We start from the raw sequence: 16,990 nt of genomic DNA, 5'->3' as shown, positions 1-16,990 counted from the left end.
TATGCAGCTACTAAATAGATTATTGGGCATGGAATGGAACAAAGGGTTCGTGAAGTTTGAAGAACTCAAAAATTACGCCAAAGCTCCATATACAACACCTAAACGAGATTAAAGAACAGCGAAATCCCTTGTGGCGCAAGGGGGTAGCTGCCCTTTTGTATTTTTTAAGTGATAAAGTCGGGAGCTTAGAAATGAGCTTTCTTTTTTGTACAATAGACAGATTGTTGACAAAGTTTACAGTGAATGAATTTCTGAACAGAAAAACTCAAAAATTGGCTGGGAAATTTAGGAAAAAAGCAAGCATGATTAAATTTTTTGTGTTATAATATTCTGTGAATAGCTATGCCTAAGTTTAGCTATGGAATAATACGAAGTGCGAAACTTGGAAGATAGAGAGGATGCGATGTAATGGCTAGAGAAGGCTTTTTTACAGGTCTAGATATTGGAACAAGCTCTGTCAAGGTGCTTGTAGCCGAGCAGAGAAATGGTGAATTAAATGTAATTGGCGTGAGTAATGCCAAAAGTAAAGGTGTAAAGGATGGAATTATTGTTGATATTGATGCAGCAGCAACTGCTATCAAGTCAGCCATTTCCCAAGCAGAAGAAAAGTCAGGCATTTCGATTAAATCAGTGAATGTCGGCTTGCCTGGTAATCTTTTGCAGGTAGAACCAACTCAAGGGATGATTCCAGTAACATCTGATACCAAGGAAATTACGGATCAAGATGTTGAAAATGTTGTCAAATCAGCTTTGACAAAGAGTATGACACCTGACCGTGAAGTCATTACCTTTATTCCTGAAGAATTTATTGTGGATGGTTTCCAAGGGATTCGTGACCCACGTGGCATGATGGGGGTTCGCCTTGAAATGCGTGGTTTGCTTTATACAGGACCTCGTACTATCTTGCACAATTTGCGTAAGACGGTTGAGCGTGCAGGTGTTCAGGTTGAAAATGTTATCATTTCACCACTAGCAATGGTTCAGTCTGTTTTGAACGAAGGGGAACGTGAATTTGGTGCTACAGTGATTGATATGGGGGCAGGTCAAACGACTGTCGCTACAATCCGTAATCAAGAACTCCAGTTCACACATATTCTCCAAGAAGGTGGAGATTATGTAACTAAAGATATCTCCAAGGTTTTGAAAACCTCTCGCAAATTAGCGGAAGGCTTGAAACTGAATTACGGGGAAGCCTATCCGCCTCTTGCAAGCAAAGAAACCTTCCAAGTAGAGGTTATTGGAGAAGTAGAAGCAGTCGAAGTGACGGAAGCCTACTTGTCAGAAATTATTTCTGCACGAATCAAGCACATCCTTGAACAAATCAAGCAAGAATTAGATAGAAGGCGTCTATTGGACCTCCCTGGTGGTATTGTCTTAATCGGTGGGAATGCCATTTTACCAGGTATGGTTGAGCTTGCTCAGGAAGTCTTTGGCGTCCGTGTCAAGCTTTATGTTCCAAATCAAGTTGGTATCCGTAATCCAGCCTTTGCGCATGTGATTAGTTTATCAGAATTTGCGGGTCAATTAACAGAAGTTAATCTTTTGGCTCAAGGAGCGATAAAAGGTGAGAATGACTTAAGTCATCAGCCAATTAGTTTTGGTGGGATGCTGCAAAAGACAGCTCAGTTTGTACAATCAACGCCTGTTCAACCAGCTCCTGCTCCAGAAGTAGAGCCGGTGGCGCCTACAGAACCAATGGCGGATTTCCAACAAGCTTCACAAAATAAACCGAAATTAGCAGATCGTTTCCGTGGCTTGATCGGAAGCATGTTTGACGAATAAAGAGGAAAAATAAATTATGACATTTTCATTTGATACAGCTGCTGCTCAAGGTGCAGTGATTAAAGTAATTGGTGTCGGTGGAGGCGGTGGCAATGCCATCAACCGCATGGTCGACGAAGGTGTTACAGGCGTAGAATTTATCGCAGCAAACACAGATGTACAAGCATTGAGCAGTACAAAAGCTGAGACTGTTATTCAGTTAGGCCCTAAATTGACTCGCGGTTTGGGTGCAGGAGGTCAACCTGAGGTTGGTCGTAAAGCTGCTGAAGAAAGCGAAGAAACACTGACGGAAGCTATCAGTGGTGCAGATATGGTCTTCATCACTGCTGGTATGGGAGGAGGCTCTGGAACTGGAGCTGCTCCTGTTATTGCTCGTATCGCCAAAGATTTGGGTGCTCTTACAGTTGGTGTTGTAACACGTCCCTTTGGTTTTGAAGGAAGTAAGCGTGGACAATTTGCCGTTGAAGGAATCAATCAACTTCGTGAGCATGTAGATACTCTATTGATTATTTCAAACAACAACTTGCTTGAAATTGTTGATAAGAAGACACCACTTTTGGAGGCTCTTAGCGAAGCAGATAACGTTCTTCGTCAAGGTGTTCAAGGAATTACCGATTTGATTACCAATCCAGGATTGATTAACCTTGACTTTGCCGATGTGAAAACGGTGATGGCAAATAAAGGAAATGCTCTTATGGGGATTGGTATCGGTAGTGGAGAAGAACGTGTTGTTGAAGCAGCGCGTAAGGCAATTTACTCTCCACTTCTTGAAACAACAATTGATGGAGCAGAAGATGTGATTGTCAACGTAACTGGTGGTCTCGACTTAACCTTGATTGAGGCAGAAGAGGCTTCACAAATTGTGAATCAAGCAGCAGGTCAAGGAGTGAACATCTGGCTCGGTACTTCAATTGATGAAAGTATGCGTGATGAAATTCGTGTAACAGTTGTCGCAACGGGTGTTCGTCAAGACCGCGTAGAAAAGGTTGTGGCTCCACAAGCTAGACCGACTACTAACTACCGTGAGACAGTGAAACCAGCTCATTCACATGGCTTTGATCGTCATTTTGATATGGCAGAAACAGCTGAATTGCCAAAACAAAATCCACGTCGTTTGGAACCAACTCAGGCATCTGCTTTTGGTGATTGGGATCTTCGCCGTGAATCGATTGTTCGTACAACAGATTCAGTCGTTTCTCCAGTTGAACGCTTTGAAGCCCCAACATCACAAGATGAAGATGAATTGGATACACCTCCATTTTTCAAAAATCGTTAAGTAAATGAATGTAAAAGAAAATACAGAACTTGTTTTTCGAGAAGTCGCAGAGGCTAGTCTGAGTGCTCATCGAGAGAGTGGTTCAGTCTCTGTCATTGCAGTTACCAAGTATGTAGATGTACCGACAGCGGAAGCCTTGCTTCCGCTAGGTGTTCATCATATCGGTGAAAATCGTGTCGATAAGTTTCTGGAAAAATATGAATCTTTAAAAGATCGAGATGTGACTTGGCATTTGATTGGTACCTTGCAAAGACGTAAGGTGAAAGATGTCATTCAATACGTTGATTATTTCCATGCCTTGGATTCAGTAAAGCTAGCGGAGGAAATCCAAAAAAGAAGTGACCGAGTCATCAAGTGTTTCCTTCAAGTAAATATTTCTAAAGAAGAAAGCAAGCACGGTTTTTCGAGAGAGGAACTGCTGGATATCTTGCCAGAGTTAGCCAGACTAGATAAGATTGAATATGTTGGTTTAATGACGATGGCACCTTTTGAGGCTAGCAGTGAGCAGTTGAAAGAAATTTTCAAGGCGACCCAAGATTTACAAAGAGAAATCCAAGAAAAACAAATTCCAAATATGCCTATGATCGAGTTAAGTATGGGAATGAGTCGTGATTATAAAGAAGCGATTCAATTCGGTTCCACCTTTGTTCGTATAGGTACAGCATTTTTTAAGTAGGAGAGAACCATGTCTTTAAAAGATAGATTCGATAGATTTATAGATTATTTTACGGAGGATGAGGATTCAAGTCTCCCTTATGAAAAAAGAGATGAGCCTGTGTTTACTCCAGTAAATTCTTCACAGGAACCGGCTCTCCCAATCACTCAAACTCCACAATCAGCTGGAACAAAGGAGAACAATATCACCAGACTTCATGCAAGACAACAGGAATTGGCAAATCAGAGTCAGCGTGCAACTGATAAGGTCATTATAGATGTTCGTTATCCTAGAAAATATGAAGACGCAACAGAAATTGTTGATTTATTGGCAGGAAACGAAAGTATCTTGATTGATTTTCAATATATGACTGAAGTGCAGGCTCGTCGTTGTTTGGATTACCTGGATGGGGCTTGCCATGTTCTAGCTGGAAGTCTGAAAAAAGTAGCTTCTACCATGTATCTGTTGACACCAGTGAATGTTATTGTGAATGTAGAAGATATTCGTTTGCCAGATGAAGATCAACAGGGTGAGTTTGATTTTGATATGAGACGAAATAGAGTACGATAATGATTTTTTTAATTCGTATGATTTATAATGCAGTGGATATTTACTCCCTGATTTTGGTAGCCTTTGCTGTCATGTCTTGGTTTCCAGGCGCCTACGAATCCAGTTTGGGTCGTTGGATTGTAGCGTTGGTAAAACCAGTGCTTGCTCCCTTGCAACGCCTGCCTTTACAGATAGTGGGCCTTGATTTATCTGTTTGGGTTGCGATTGTTTTGGTTCGATTTTTAGGAGAAAACCTAGTCCGTTTTCTGGCGATGATAGGATGAATAAAGGGATTTATCAGCATTTCTCCATAGAAGATCGTCCCTTTCTTGACAAGGGAATGGAATGGATAAAGAAGGTAGAAGATAGCTATGCTCCTTTTTTAACTCCTTTTATCAATCCTCATCAGGAGAAGCTATTAAAGATTTTGGCCAAAACCTATGGTCTTGCTTGTAGCAGTAGTGGGGAATTTGTCTCGAGTGAGTATGTTCGAGTTTTATTATACCCAGATTATTTCCAACCAGAGTTTTCAGATTTTGAAATATCTCTTCAGGAAATTGTGTATTCCAATAAATTTGAACATTTAACGCATGCTAAGATTTTAGGGACAGTCATCAATCAATTAGGGATTGAACGGAAACTTTTTGGAGATATCCTAGTAGATGAAGAACGGGCGCAGATTATGATTAATCAGCAGTTTCTTCTTCTCTTTCAAGATGGATTAAAGAAAATTGGCCGTATACCTGTTTCGCTGGAGGAACGTTCTTTCGCCGAGAAAATAGATAAGCTAGAACAGTATCGAGAACTGGATTTATCTGTGTCTAGTTTTCGATTAGATGTTCTTTTATCAAATGTTTTGAAACTATCTAGGAATCAAGCAAACCAGTTGATTGAAAAGAAACTTGTCCAAGTAAATTATCATGTGGTAGACAAATCAGATTACACTGTTCAAGTTGGAGATTTGATTAGTGTGAGAAAATTTGGTCGCTTGAGATTACTTCAAGATAAGGGACAAACGAAAAAAGAGAAGAAAAAAATAACCGTCCAGTTATTATTAAGTAAGTGAGGAATAGAATGCCAATTACATCATTAGAAATAAAGGACAAGACCTTTGGAACTCGATTCAGAGGCTTTGATCCAGAAGAAGTCGATGAATTTTTAGATATTGTGGTTCGTGATTACGAAGATCTTGTTCGTGCGAATCATGATAAAGATTTGCGTATTAAGAGTTTAGAAGAGCGTTTGTCTTACTTTGACGAAATGAAAGATTCATTGAGCCAGTCTGTATTGATTGCCCAAGACACAGCTGAGCGAGTGAAACAAGCAGCACATGAACGTTCAAACAATATCATTCATCAAGCAGAGCAGGATGCGCAACGCTTGTTGGAAGAAGCTAAATATAAGGCAAACGAGATTCTTCGTCAAGCAACAGACAATGCTAAGAAAGTTGCTGTTGAAACAGAAGAATTGAAGAATAAGAGCCGTGTCTTCCACCAACGTCTCAAATCTACAATTGAGAGTCAGTTGGCTATTGTTGAATCTTCAGACTGGGAAGATATTCTTCGCCCAACAGCTACTTATCTTCAAACCAGTGATGAAGCCTTTAAAGAAGTGGTTAGCGAGGTACTTGGAGAACCGATTCCAGCTCCAATTGAGGAAGAACCAATTGATATGACACGTCAGTTCTCTCAAGCAGAAATGGCAGAGTTACAGGCTCGTATTGAAGCAGCCAATAAAGAATTGGCTGAATTTGAAGCTCAGACTAAACAGGAAGTGGAAGCTCCAACTCCTGTAGTGGGTCCTCAAATGGAAGAAGAACCTGCTCATCCAGTTGGTCCAATGTATGAAGAGCCAGAAGTAGCTCCAGTACATCCTTCGGCTCCAACACCAGCTACAGAAACATTTGATTCAGCACCAGGATTTGAAGCACCGCAAGAATCCGTTACAATTTTATAAGAAATATTCTGAGAACAATATCTTATCCTTATATTTCCAGCGAGCAGGAGATGGTGTGAGTCCTGTAATCCCTATTGATAAGATTATCCTCTCAAAAACTCAAGTCTGAATGGAGTAAGATTTGACGTTCCCCACGTTACGGGATAAGAGGGAGAAAGACTAAATCTTTTTCCGAATAAAGGTGGTACCACGATTTTCGTCCTTTTTGGCAGTCGTGGTTTTTAATTTGTTATTATTTATAAAGGAGATACCATGAAACTCAAAGATACTCTTAATCTTGGTAAAACAGCTTTCCCAATGCGTGCAGGCCTTCCGACCAAAGAGCCAGTTTGGCAAAAGGAATGGGAAGATGCAAAACTTTACCAACGTCGTCAAGAATTGAACCAAGGAAAACCTCATTTCACCTTGCATGATGGCCCTCCATACGCGAACGGAAATATCCACGTTGGACACGCTATGAACAAGATTTCAAAAGATATCATTGTTCGCTCAAAATCTATGTCAGGTTTTTACGCACCATTTATCCCAGGTTGGGATACTCATGGTCTGCCAATCGAGCAAGTTTTGGCAAAACAAGGTGTCAAACGTAAAGAAATGGACTTGGTTGAGTACTTGAAACTTTGTCGCGAATACGCTCTTTCTCAAGTAGATAAACAACGTGAAGACTTTAAACGTTTGGGTGTTTCTGGTGACTGGGAAAATCCATATGTGACTTTGACTCCTGACTATGAAGCAGCCCAAATCCGTGTATTTGGTGAGATGGCTAATAAAGGCTATATCTACCGTGGTGCCAAGCCAGTTTACTGGTCTTGGTCATCTGAGTCAGCCCTTGCTGAAGCGGAGATTGAATACCATGACTTGGTTTCAACTTCCCTTTACTATGCCAACAAGGTAAAAGAAGGAAAAGGTGCCCTTGATACAGACACTTATATCGTTGTTTGGACAACGACTCCATTTACCATCACAGCTTCTCGTGGTTTGACGGTTGGAGCAGATATTGATTACGTTTTAGTTCAACCTGCTGGTGAAACTCGTAAGTTTGTCGTTGCTGCAGAATTGTTGACTAGCTTGTCTGAGAAATTTGGTTGGGCTGATGTTCAAGTGTTGGCAACTTACCGTGGTCAAGAACTCAACCACATCGTGACAGAACACCCATGGGATACTGCAGTAGATGAGCTCGTTATCCTTGGTGACCACGTTACCACTGACTCTGGTACTGGTATCGTCCATACAGCCCCTGGTTTTGGTGAGGACGACTACAATGTTGGTATTGCTAATGGTCTTGAAGTCGCAGTGACTGTTGACGAACGTGGTATCATGATGAAGAATGCTGGTCCTGAGTTTGAAGGTCAATTCTATGAAAAGGTAGTTCCAACTGTTATCGAGAAACTTGGTAACCTCCTTCTTGCCCAAGAAGAAATCTCTCACTCATACCCATTTGACTGGCGTACTAAGAAACCAATCATCTGGCGTGCAGTACCACAATGGTTTGCTTCAGTTTCTAAATTCCGCCAAGAAATCTTGGACGAAATTGAAAAAGTGAAATTCCACTCAGAATGGGGTAAAGTCCGTCTTTACAATATGATTCGTGACCGTGGTGACTGGGTTATCTCTCGTCAACGTGCTTGGGGTGTTCCACTTCCTATCTTCTATGCTGAAGATGGTACAGCAATCATGACTGCTGAAACTATTGAACACGTGGCTCAACTCTTTGAGGAACATGGTTCAAGCATTTGGTGGGAACGTGATGCCAAAGACCTCTTACCAGAAGGATTTACTCATCCAGGTTCACCAAATGGTGAGTTCAAAAAAGAAACAGATATCATGGACGTTTGGTTTGACTCAGGTTCATCATGGAATGGAGTTGTAGTAAACCGTCCTGAGTTGACTTACCCAGCAGACCTTTACCTAGAAGGTTCTGACCAATACCGTGGTTGGTTCAACTCATCACTCATCACATCTGTTGCCAATCATGGCGTAGCACCTTACAAACAAATCTTGTCACAAGGTTTTGCCCTTGACGGTAAAGGTGAGAAGATGTCTAAATCTCTTGGAAATACCATTGCTCCAAGCGATGTTGAAAAACAATTTGGTGCTGAAATCTTTCGTCTTTGGGTAACAAGTGTAGACTCAAGCAATGACGTACGTATCTCTATGGATATCTTGAGCCAAGTCTCTGAAACTTACCGTAAGATTCGTAACACTCTTCGTTTCTTGATTGCCAATACATCTGACTTTAACCCAGCTCAAGATGTAGTCGCTTACGATGAACTTCGTTCAGTTGATAAGTACATGACAATTCGCTTTAATCAGCTTGTGAAAACGATTCGTGATGCTTATGCAAACTTTGAATTCTTGACAATCTATAAGGCCTTGGTGAACTTTATCAACGTTGATTTGTCAGCCTTCTACCTTGATTTTGCCAAAGATGTTGTTTATATCGAAGGTGCCAAATCACTCGAACGCCGTCAAATGCAGACTGTTTTCTATGACATTCTTGTGAAAATCACCAAACTCTTGACACCAATCCTTCCTCACACTGCGGAAGAAATCTGGTCATACCTTGAGTTTGAAGCAGAAGACTTCGTTCAATTGTCAGAATTGCCAGAAGCGGAAACTTTTGCTAATCAAGAAGAAATCTTGGATACATGGGCAGCCTTCATGGACTTCCGTGGACAAGCTCAAAAAGCCTTGGAAGAAGCTCGTAATGCAAAAGTTATCGGTAAATCACTTGAAGCACACTTGACAGTTTATCCAAATGAAGTGGTGAAAACTCTACTCGAAGCAGTAAACAGCAATGTAGCTCAACTTTTGATTGTGTCTGAATTGACCATCGCAGAAGGACCAGCTCCGGAAGCTGCCCTTAGCTTCGAAGATGTCGCCTTCACAGTTGAACGTGCTGCAGGCCAAGTATGTGACCGTTGCCGTCGCACCGACCCAACAACAGCAGAACGCAGCTACCAGGCAGTCATCTGTGACCACTGTGCAAGCATCGTAGAAGAAAACTTTGCGGACGCAGTCGCAGAAGGATTTGAAGAGAAGTAAGGTTGTTGTCTGATACTAAGAAGGAAAAGGATTGCCAAACAGTCCTTTCCTTTTTGGTTTTGACTAGCTTTTTTGTGAAAAATTGTGTAGAATAGAATAGATAAACGAGGGGAAACCTCGGAAAATTTGAAGGAGAATCCATCTAATGGTAAAATTGGTTTTTGCTCGCCACGGTGAGTCTGAATGGAACAAAGCTAACCTTTTCACTGGTTGGGCTGATGTTGATTTGTCTGAAAAAGGTACACAACAAGCGATTGACGCTGGTAAATTGATCAAAGAAGCTGGTATCGAATTTGACCAAGCTTACACTTCAGTATTGAAGCGTGCGATCAAAACAACGAACTTGGCTCTTGAAGCTTCTGACCAATTGTGGGTTCCAGTTGAAAAATCATGGCGCTTGAACGAACGTCACTACGGTGGTTTGACTGGTAAAAACAAAGCTGAAGCTGCTGAGCAATTTGGTGATGAGCAAGTTCACATCTGGCGTCGTTCATACGATGTATTGCCTCCAAACATGGACCGTGATGATGAGCACTCAGCTCACACAGACCGTCGTTACGCTTCACTTGACGACTCAGTAATCCCAGATGCTGAAAACTTGAAAGTGACTTTGGAACGTGCCCTTCCTTTCTGGGAAGATAAAATCGCTCCAGCTCTTAAAGATGGTAAAAACGTATTCGTAGGAGCTCACGGTAACTCAATCCGTGCCCTTGTAAAACACATCAAAGGTTTGTCAGATGACGAGATCATGGACGTGGAAATCCCTAACTTCCCACCATTGGTATTCGAATTCGACGAAAAATTGAACGTAGTTTCTGAATACTACCTTGGAAAATAAAAAAATGTAAGTCTAGAATTGATTTCTAGGCTTTTTGTTTTTGTTCCCAGTTTCCAATGGCTTGAAAAAGCGATATAATGATAGTAAATATGAAAGAAAGAGAAACAGATATGGCTTATATTGAGATGAAACACTGTTACAAGCGTTATCAGGTTGGGGACACGGAGATTGTGGCCAATCGCGATGTGAATTTTGAGATTGAAAAGGGTGAATTGGTAATTATTCTAGGTGCATCTGGTGCAGGCAAGTCAACGGTTCTTAACCTTCTTGGGGGAATGGATACCAATGATGAGGGGGGAATCTGGATTGATGGTGCCAATATTGCAGATTATAGTTCCCACCAGAGAACCAATTATCGTAGAAATGATGTGGGGTTTGTTTTTCAGTTTTATAATCTAGTTTCCAATTTGACTGCTAAGGAAAATGTGGAGTTGGCTTCTGAAATCGTGACAGATGCTTTGGATCCTGAGCAGGTTTTGACAGATGTAGGTCTGGCTCATCGTCTCAATAATTTTCCAGCCCAGCTTTCTGGAGGGGAGCAACAGCGAGTCTCCATTGCACGCGCAGTAGCCAAAAATCCTAAAATCCTCCTTTGTGATGAACCGACTGGAGCCTTGGATTATCAGACAGGCAAGCAAGTCTTGAAGATTCTCCAAGACATGTCTCGTCAAAAGGGAGCGACGGTGATTATCGTGACTCACAATGGAGCTTTGGCGCCCATTGCTGATCGCGTGATTCATATGCACGATGCCAGTGTCAAGGATGTGGTGATGAACCAGCATCCTCAGGATATCGACAGTTTGGAGTACTAGCATGATGAAGCGAAAAACCTATTGGAAGGACTTAATTCAGTCCTTCACAGGCTCCAAGGGACGTTTTTTATCTATCTTGACCTTGATGATGTTGGGCTCTCTAGCCCTAGTAGGTCTCAAAGTAACTAGCCCCAACATGGAGGCGACAGCTAATGCTTATTTAACAACTGCTCAAACCTTGGATTTGGCAGTTATGTCTAATTATGGTTTGGATCAAGAAGATCAAGAAGAACTAAAACAGACGCAGGGCGCAGAGGTTGAGTTTGGCTATTTGACAGATGTGACTATGGAAAATGGGCAGGATGCCATTCGGCTGTACTCCAAACCAGAGCGAATTTCAACCTTTCAGCTAAGAGAAGGGCGACTTCCGCAGTCAGACCAGGAAATCGCTTTGGCAAGTCATCTGCAGGGTCAATACAGTGTAGGACAGGAGATTAGCTTTAAAGAAAAAGAAGGCAGTCATTCCTCTTTAAAAGACCATACATATACCATTACTGGTTTTGTGAATTCAGCTGAAATACTTTCCCAGCGAGATATGGGCTATGCAGGAAGTGGAAGTGGGACTCTGACAGCCTATGGGGTAATTTTACCTAGTCAGTTTGATCAGAAAGTCTATAATATAGCACGCTTGAAATATCAAGATTTAGCAGGTTTAAATGCCTTTTCATCAGCTTATGAAGAAAGATCCAAGCAACATCAGGAAGACCTTGAACAAGCTTTATCAGATAATGGCAAGGCACGTCTGCAAGTCTTGAAAAAAGAAGGGCAAGAGTCTCTCGATAAGGGGCAAGAGACTCTTGACAAGGCTCAGGCTAATTTGCAGGAAGGCAAGCGTCGTTTAGCAGTTGCTCAAGCTCGTATACAGGCTCAGGAAAGTAAACTAGCCTTGTTTCCTCAAGCTCAGAGAGAGCAAGCTAGTGCTCAACTTACCCAAGCCAAGCAGGAATTGAGCAAGGAAGAAGATAAACTAAAGCAAGCTGAAGAGAATTTAGCTCAAGAAAAGGAAAAATTAGAAAAACATCAGCAAGTCTTGGATGAATTAGCTGAGCCCAAGTATCAAGTCTATAATCGTCAGACCATGCCTGGCGGTCAGGGCTATCTCATGTACAGTAATGCTTCAGCCAGTATTCGGGCAGTGGGCAATATCTTTCCTGTAGTGCTTTATGCCGTAGCAGCTATGGTGACCTTTACAACTATGACTCGTTTTGTGGATGAAGAGCGAACTCATGCAGGGATTTTTAAGGCCTTGGGTTATCGTAGCAAGGATATTATTGCCAAGTTTCTCCTTTACGGTCTAGTAGCTGGGACTGTCGGAACAGCTCTAGGTAGTATACTTGGCCATTATTTATTAGCCGGTGTGATTTCAAGTGTCATTACAAAAGGCATGGTGGTGGGAGAAACCCAGATTCAGTTCTATTGGACCTATAGCTTACTGGCTCTTGCTTTGAGTTGGTTGGCGAGTGTGTTACCAGCCTACTTGGTAGCTCGTAGAGAACTTCATGACGAAGCAGCCCAGCTTTTACTACCTAAACCGCCTGTTAAAGGAGCTAAAATCTTACTAGAGCGCATCGGTTTTATTTGGCGCCGTCTCAGTTTTACTCATAAGGTAACAGCCCGCAATATCTTCCGTTATAAGCAACGGATGTTGATGACGATCTTTGGTGTGGCAGGTTCTGTAGCTTTGCTCTATGCAGGTTTGGGAATCCAATCCTCTGTAGCAGGAGTTCCGTCTAGACAGTTTCAACAAATCCAACAGTATCAGATGATTGTTTCTGAAAATCCTAGTGCGACCAATCAGGACAAGGCAAATCTAGAAGAAGTGTTGAAAGGGCAGGATATCCAAGCCTATCAGAAAATCTATTCACAAACGCTAGACAAGGATTTCAAAGGTAAGGCTGGTCTTCAAACCATTACCCTTATGATGACAGAGAAGGAAGATTTGACTCCCTTTATCCATCTGCAAGACCATCAGCAGGAGCTGACATTAAAAGATGGCGTCGTTATTACAGCTAAACTTGCTCAGCTGGCAGGTGTCAAGGTTGGGCAGACTCTAGAAATTGAAGGTAAGGAGCTAAAGGTCGCCGCTATTGCTGAGAACTACGTTGGTCACTTTATTTATATGAGTCAAGCTAGCTATGAGCAAATTTACGGACATCTACCCCCAGCCAACACTTATCTGGTCTCGCTAAGGGATACCAGTGCTCCTAGTATCGAAAGACAGGCAGGCTTACTTATGAATCAATCTGCGGTGTCCAGCGTTGTCCAAAATGCTTCAGCCATTCGACTCTTTGACTCGGTCGCAAGTTCACTCAATCAGACCATGACCATCTTGGTCATCGTATCGGTTCTGTTGGCTATTGTTATTCTCTACAATTTGACCAATATCAATGTGGCTGAGAGAATTCGTGAACTCTCCACTATCAAGGTTCTCGGTTTTCATAATAATGAAGTCACCCTCTACATTTATCGTGAGACGATTGTGCTGTCCCTTGTGGGAATTGTACTTGGTCTGCTCTCAGGTTTCTATTTACACCAATTTTTGATTCAAATGATTTCGCCTGCGACTATTCTCTTTTATCCGCAGGTAGGCTGGGAAGTCTATGTAATCCCAGTGGCAGCAGTAAGCACCATTTTGACCTTGCTTGGTTTCTTTGTCAATTATCATCTGAGAAAGGTTGATATGCTTGAAGCCTTGAAATCTGTAGAGTAAGGTAGTTATTTTTTATCTGATTGAACTTCTATTTACTCGTAAACAAAAATCCTCCGTTTCAAAGAGCAGAAAACTCTTTGTGACAGAGGATTTTTTCTATAGGGCTTTAGCAGCTGCAATTGCGGCTTCGAAGTTTGGTTCAGAGTTGATATTGTCCACGTATTCAACATAGCGAATAGTGTTGTCAGTATCGAGGACAAAGACTGCGCGTGCCAATAGGTGCCACTCATTGATTAAGAGGGCATAGTCACGTCCAAAGGAATGGTCGAAATAGTCTGAGAGCATGATGGCATTTTCAATACCTTCAGCACCGCACCAACGTTTTTGGGCAAAAGGTAGGTCCATGGAAACAGTCAAGACAACCGTATTGTCCAGTCCAGCCAGTTCTTGGTTAAAGCGACGCGTTTGAGTTGAGCAGATGCCTGTATCGATAGAAGGCACGACACTCAAGACTTTTTTCTTGCCATCAAAATCAGCCAGAGATTTTTTAGAAAGGTCTGTTGTAGTGAGAGAAAAATTAAGCGCCTTGTCGCCGACTTGTAGTTGTTTACCTGTAAAGCTCACAGGATTTCCGAGAAAAGTTACCATAAGATACTCCAATCTTTTTTCTTCCATTGTAGCTGAAACAGTCGAAATTTTCCAATGATTTGACCGGAAATGTGGGCATAGAAAAAAACGCCAGTTCATGTGTGAATGACGTTTTTCATTGAGTATTATTTTGCCAATCCTTCAGCAATCTTGTCAAGGTTGTATTTCATCATGCTGTAGTAGCTGTCGCCTTCTTTACCTTGTTCTGCGATAGAGTCAGTAAAGATTTGTGCGTAGATTGGGATGTTTGTGTCTTGAGAAACAGTTTTCATTGGACGGTCATCCACACTAGATTCTACAAAGAGTGATGGAACTTTTGTTTGGCGAAGTTTTTCAACCAAGGTCTTGATTTGGTCAGGAGTTCCTTCTTCTTCAGTGTTGATTTCCCAGATGTAAGCACTTGGGACGCTGTAGGCTTTAGAGAAGTATTTGAAGCATCCTTCACTGGTTACGATCAATTTCTTCTCAGCAGGGATGTTGTTAAATTTCTCCTTAGCTTCCTTGTCAAGTTTGTCTAGCTTTTCAGTATATTCTTTGAGATTTTTTTCGTAGAATTCCTTGTTGCTAGGGTCTTTAGCACTCAATTGTTTTGCGATATTTTTAGCAAAGATCATACCGTTTTCAAGGTTAAGCCAAGCGTGTGGGTCTTCTTTTCCTTTTTCGTTTTGACCTTCAAGGTAGATAACATCAACGCCTTCGCTGACTGCAAAGTAGTCTTTGTTTTCGGTTTTCTTAGCATTTTCTACCAATTTTGTAAACCAAGCATTGCCACCTGTTTCAAGGTTGATACCGTTATAGAAAATCAAATCAGCTTGAGAAGTTTTCTTAACGTCTTCAGGAAGTGGTTCGTATTCGTGTGGGTCTTGGCCAACAGGAACGATACTGTGAAGATCAATCTTGTCACCAGCAATATTTTTAGTAATATCAGCGATGATTGAGTTTGTAGCAACAACTTTTAGTTTTTGACCAGAAGCTGCATCTTTTTTTCCACTAGTACATGCTACAAGAGCGATGACGGAAAGAAAGAGAACGAGTAATGTACCTAATTTTTTCATTAGATCCTCCAATTTATTGGGGTTTTGCCCCTTATTTTAACAAATGTTTATTTTTCAGTTTCAAATATCGTTGTTTTGGAGCGATAAAGAAGCTAATGAGAAAGAAACTAGCAGCTGTGAGCACGATACTAGAACCTGCCGCAACATTAAAACTATAGCCAATAAAGAGTCCCAAAACTGAAGCAGTAGCTCCAAAGGTTGAGGAAAGGAAAATCATGCTTTTCAGGCTATTAGCATACAGATAAGCAGTCGCGGCTGGGGTAATCAGCATGGCTACAATCAGGATAGTTCCGACACTTTGCATGGCTGTCACAGACACGAGAGTCAAGAGTACCATGAGAAGGTAGTGATAGAAATTGACAGGCATTCCCATGGCTTTAGCCAAGAGTTCATCAAAGGATGTTATCAAGAGTTGCTTGAAGAAAATCCAGATTAACAAGAGAATGACTGCTCCCACACCCATAGTAATAAACATATCCGTATCTTGGACGGCTAGGATATTACCAAAAAGGATATGGAAAAGGTCAGTTGAACTTTTAGCGACACTAATCAAGATGATACCGAGGGCTAAGAAAGAAGAAAAGGTAATGCCGATGGCGGTATCGCTTTTGATAATCGAGTTTCCCTTGATGTAGGTAATGATGATGGCAGCTAGCATTCCAAAGACAATGGCTCCGATAAAGAAGTCAAGGCCCAAGATGAAGGAGAGGGCTACACCTGGTAAGACAGCATGTGAAATGGCATCTCCCATGAGTGACATCCCGCGTAGGATGATGAAACATCCTACAGCTCCAGCTACGACCCCTACGACAATGGCTGTTATCAAGGCATTTTGTAAGAAATGGAATTTTTGCAATCCATCGATAAATTCTGCAATCATAGGTCACCTCCATTGAAAAAGAGTCGATTACCGTAAGCTTCTTTGAGATTGGCTTCGGTAAAGGTTTCTTTGGTTGGACCAAAGGCAATCACTTCTCGATTGACAAGCAAGACTTGATCGAAGTAGTGGGGAACCTTGCTGAGGTCGTGGTGGACGATGAGAACCGTCTTCCCAGCTTTTTTCAGATCTCTCAGCGTATTCATGATGATTTCCTCACTGACAGAGTCAATCCCAACAAAGGGTTCATCCAAGAGGATATAGTCGGCTTCCTGTACCAAACATCTGGCAATCAAGACCCGCTGGAATTGACCTCCAGACAGTTGACTGATTTGCCGTTCAGCGTAGTCAGCTAGACCGACGATTTCAAGGGCTTCTTTCACTTTCTTCCAATGTTTAGCCTTTAAACTGCGAAAGAGAGGGATAGAGGGAAAGAGTCCTAACGAGACGCATTCCTTGACCTTGATGGGAAAGTTGTAGTCGATATTGATTTTTTGTTCGACATAGGCAATTCGGTGTAAGGATTTTTTAACTTCCTTGTTATCGAGAAATGCCTGACCTTGATGTGGGATAATTCCCAGCATCCCTTTTAATAATGTTGATTTTCCAGCACCGTTAGGACCAATGATACCTGTAATTGTCGGTCCATGGAGCACTAGTGAAATATCCTTAAGTGCCAACGTTTCTTTGTAGGAGACACTGAGGTTTTCGATACGTATCATAAACTTATATTCCTCCTGTCTCTTAATATACATTAAAAAAAAAATTAAGTCAAGTTAATTTTTGAAAAAATTAAAATAAGTCATTAAAAAATCTTTACACATCACACGGGACTTTGACAGTTGTG

General features: G+C 41.7%; 15 protein-coding genes. 11 read left to right on the top strand and 4 right to left on the bottom strand.

From position 1 onward, the window contains the following. Positions 1-408 precede the first annotated feature (408 nt). The 11 genes from ftsA to HT669_RS09310 all read left to right on the top strand — a co-directional run bounded on the left by ftsA (position 409) and on the right by HT669_RS09310 (position 13,623). On the top strand, positions 409-1,782 hold the full coding sequence (gene ftsA / locus HT669_RS09360) for a cell division protein FtsA (protein WP_050107773.1): 1,374 nt from the start codon (positions 409-411) through the stop codon (positions 1,780-1,782). 16 nt (positions 1,783-1,798) lie between these two features. Next, positions 1,799-3,058, top strand: coding sequence for a cell division protein FtsZ (ftsZ, locus tag HT669_RS09355; RefSeq protein ID WP_000144272.1), 1,260 nt, complete (start codon positions 1,799-1,801; stop codon positions 3,056-3,058). A 4-nt stretch (positions 3,059-3,062) separates the two neighbouring features. Beyond that, complete coding sequence (locus HT669_RS09350) at positions 3,063-3,734, top strand: YggS family pyridoxal phosphate-dependent enzyme (RefSeq protein WP_050389749.1); 672 nt, start codon at positions 3,063-3,065, stop codon at positions 3,732-3,734. A 9-nt stretch (positions 3,735-3,743) separates the two neighbouring features. Further along, a complete protein-coding gene (locus HT669_RS09345; protein WP_000053381.1) occupies positions 3,744-4,283 on the top strand; it encodes a cell division protein SepF in 540 nt (179 codons plus the stop codon). Beyond that, complete coding sequence (locus HT669_RS09340) at positions 4,283-4,546, top strand: YggT family protein (RefSeq protein ID WP_023940419.1); 264 nt, start codon at positions 4,283-4,285, stop codon at positions 4,544-4,546. The genes HT669_RS09345 and HT669_RS09340 overlap by 1 nt, the downstream gene beginning before the upstream one ends. Beyond that, on the top strand, positions 4,543-5,328 hold the full coding sequence (locus HT669_RS09335) for an RNA-binding protein (RefSeq protein WP_023940420.1): 786 nt from the start codon (positions 4,543-4,545) through the stop codon (positions 5,326-5,328). The genes HT669_RS09340 and HT669_RS09335 overlap by 4 nt, the downstream gene beginning before the upstream one ends. Before the next feature lie 8 nt (positions 5,329-5,336). Continuing rightward, the gene (locus tag HT669_RS09330) at positions 5,337-6,218 is read left to right on the top strand and encodes a DivIVA domain-containing protein (protein WP_001123177.1); all 882 of its coding nucleotides are present in this window, start codon (positions 5,337-5,339) and stop codon (positions 6,216-6,218) included. Positions 6,219-6,470: 252 nt separating this feature from the next. Continuing rightward, positions 6,471-9,263 (top strand): isoleucine--tRNA ligase, encoded by a 2,793-nt coding sequence (gene ileS / locus HT669_RS09325; RefSeq protein ID WP_172922045.1) that lies wholly within the window; start codon positions 6,471-6,473, stop codon positions 9,261-9,263. Between the two features lie 145 nt (positions 9,264-9,408). Then, the gene (locus tag HT669_RS09320) at positions 9,409-10,101 is read left to right on the top strand and encodes a phosphoglycerate mutase (RefSeq protein ID WP_000240129.1); all 693 of its coding nucleotides are present in this window, start codon (positions 9,409-9,411) and stop codon (positions 10,099-10,101) included. 110 nt (positions 10,102-10,211) lie between these two features. Next, on the top strand, positions 10,212-10,913 hold the full coding sequence (locus HT669_RS09315) for an ABC transporter ATP-binding protein (RefSeq protein ID WP_050971298.1): 702 nt from the start codon (positions 10,212-10,214) through the stop codon (positions 10,911-10,913). Position 10,914: 1 nt separating this feature from the next. Further along, positions 10,915-13,623 carry an FtsX-like permease family protein gene (locus HT669_RS09310; protein ID WP_172922702.1) on the top strand — a complete coding sequence of 903 codons (2,709 nt, stop codon included), beginning with the start codon at positions 10,915-10,917 and terminating at the stop codon, positions 13,621-13,623. A gap of 96 nt (positions 13,624-13,719) precedes the next feature. Here the strand turns inward: HT669_RS09310 and tpx are convergent, their stop codons facing one another. The 4 genes from tpx to HT669_RS09290 all read right to left on the bottom strand — a co-directional run bounded on the left by tpx (position 13,720) and on the right by HT669_RS09290 (position 16,865). Continuing rightward, positions 13,720-14,211 carry a thiol peroxidase gene (tpx, locus tag HT669_RS09305; RefSeq protein ID WP_023938342.1) on the bottom strand — a complete coding sequence of 164 codons (492 nt, stop codon included), beginning with the start codon at positions 14,209-14,211 and terminating at the stop codon, positions 13,720-13,722. Between the two features lie 125 nt (positions 14,212-14,336). Then, on the bottom strand, positions 14,337-15,266 hold the full coding sequence (gene psaA, locus HT669_RS09300) for a metal ABC transporter substrate-binding lipoprotein/adhesin PsaA (RefSeq protein WP_172922703.1): 930 nt from the start codon (positions 15,264-15,266) through the stop codon (positions 14,337-14,339). 31 nt (positions 15,267-15,297) lie between these two features. Beyond that, positions 15,298-16,146 carry a metal ABC transporter permease gene (locus tag HT669_RS09295; protein WP_172922704.1) on the bottom strand — a complete coding sequence of 283 codons (849 nt, stop codon included), beginning with the start codon at positions 16,144-16,146 and terminating at the stop codon, positions 15,298-15,300. After that, positions 16,143-16,865 (bottom strand): metal ABC transporter ATP-binding protein, encoded by a 723-nt coding sequence (locus HT669_RS09290; protein ID WP_000619152.1) that lies wholly within the window; start codon positions 16,863-16,865, stop codon positions 16,143-16,145. Before HT669_RS09290 ends, HT669_RS09295 begins: the two co-directional genes overlap by 4 nt. Positions 16,866-16,990 lie beyond the last annotated feature (125 nt).

The organism is Streptococcus sp. 2100 (assembly GCF_013276335.1).
In the GTDB taxonomy this organism is placed as follows: Bacteria; Bacillota; Bacilli; order Lactobacillales; family Streptococcaceae; genus Streptococcus; species Streptococcus pseudopneumoniae.
Note: the sequence above shows the minus strand (reverse complement) of the source record. Positions and strands in the feature narration are given on the sequence as shown.

Bases quoted from the DNA above. Each gene is read 5' to 3' on its own strand.
- ftsA (WP_050107773.1), top strand. From the start codon at position 409: ATGGCTAGAGAAGGCTTTTTTACAGGTCTAGATATTGGAACAAGCTCT.
- ftsZ (WP_000144272.1), top strand. From the start codon at position 1,799: ATGACATTTTCATTTGATACAGCTGCTGCTCAAGGTGCAGTGATTAAA.
- HT669_RS09350 (WP_050389749.1), top strand. From the start codon at position 3,063: ATGAATGTAAAAGAAAATACAGAACTTGTTTTTCGAGAAGTCGCAGAG.
- HT669_RS09345 (WP_000053381.1), top strand. From the start codon at position 3,744: ATGTCTTTAAAAGATAGATTCGATAGATTTATAGATTATTTTACGGAG.
- HT669_RS09340 (WP_023940419.1), top strand. From the start codon at position 4,283: ATGATTTTTTTAATTCGTATGATTTATAATGCAGTGGATATTTACTCC.
- HT669_RS09335 (WP_023940420.1), top strand. From the start codon at position 4,543: ATGAATAAAGGGATTTATCAGCATTTCTCCATAGAAGATCGTCCCTTT.
- HT669_RS09330 (WP_001123177.1), top strand. From the start codon at position 5,337: ATGCCAATTACATCATTAGAAATAAAGGACAAGACCTTTGGAACTCGA.
- ileS (WP_172922045.1), top strand. From the start codon at position 6,471: ATGAAACTCAAAGATACTCTTAATCTTGGTAAAACAGCTTTCCCAATG.
- HT669_RS09320 (WP_000240129.1), top strand. From the start codon at position 9,409: ATGGTAAAATTGGTTTTTGCTCGCCACGGTGAGTCTGAATGGAACAAA.
- HT669_RS09315 (WP_050971298.1), top strand. From the start codon at position 10,212: ATGGCTTATATTGAGATGAAACACTGTTACAAGCGTTATCAGGTTGGG.
- HT669_RS09310 (WP_172922702.1), top strand. From the start codon at position 10,915: ATGATGAAGCGAAAAACCTATTGGAAGGACTTAATTCAGTCCTTCACA.
- tpx (WP_023938342.1), bottom strand. From the start codon at position 14,211: ATGGTAACTTTTCTCGGAAATCCTGTGAGCTTTACAGGTAAACAACTA.
- psaA (WP_172922703.1), bottom strand. From the start codon at position 15,266: ATGAAAAAATTAGGTACATTACTCGTTCTCTTTCTTTCCGTCATCGCT.
- HT669_RS09295 (WP_172922704.1), bottom strand. From the start codon at position 16,146: ATGATTGCAGAATTTATCGATGGATTGCAAAAATTCCATTTCTTACAA.
- HT669_RS09290 (WP_000619152.1), bottom strand. From the start codon at position 16,865: ATGATACGTATCGAAAACCTCAGTGTCTCCTACAAAGAAACGTTGGCA.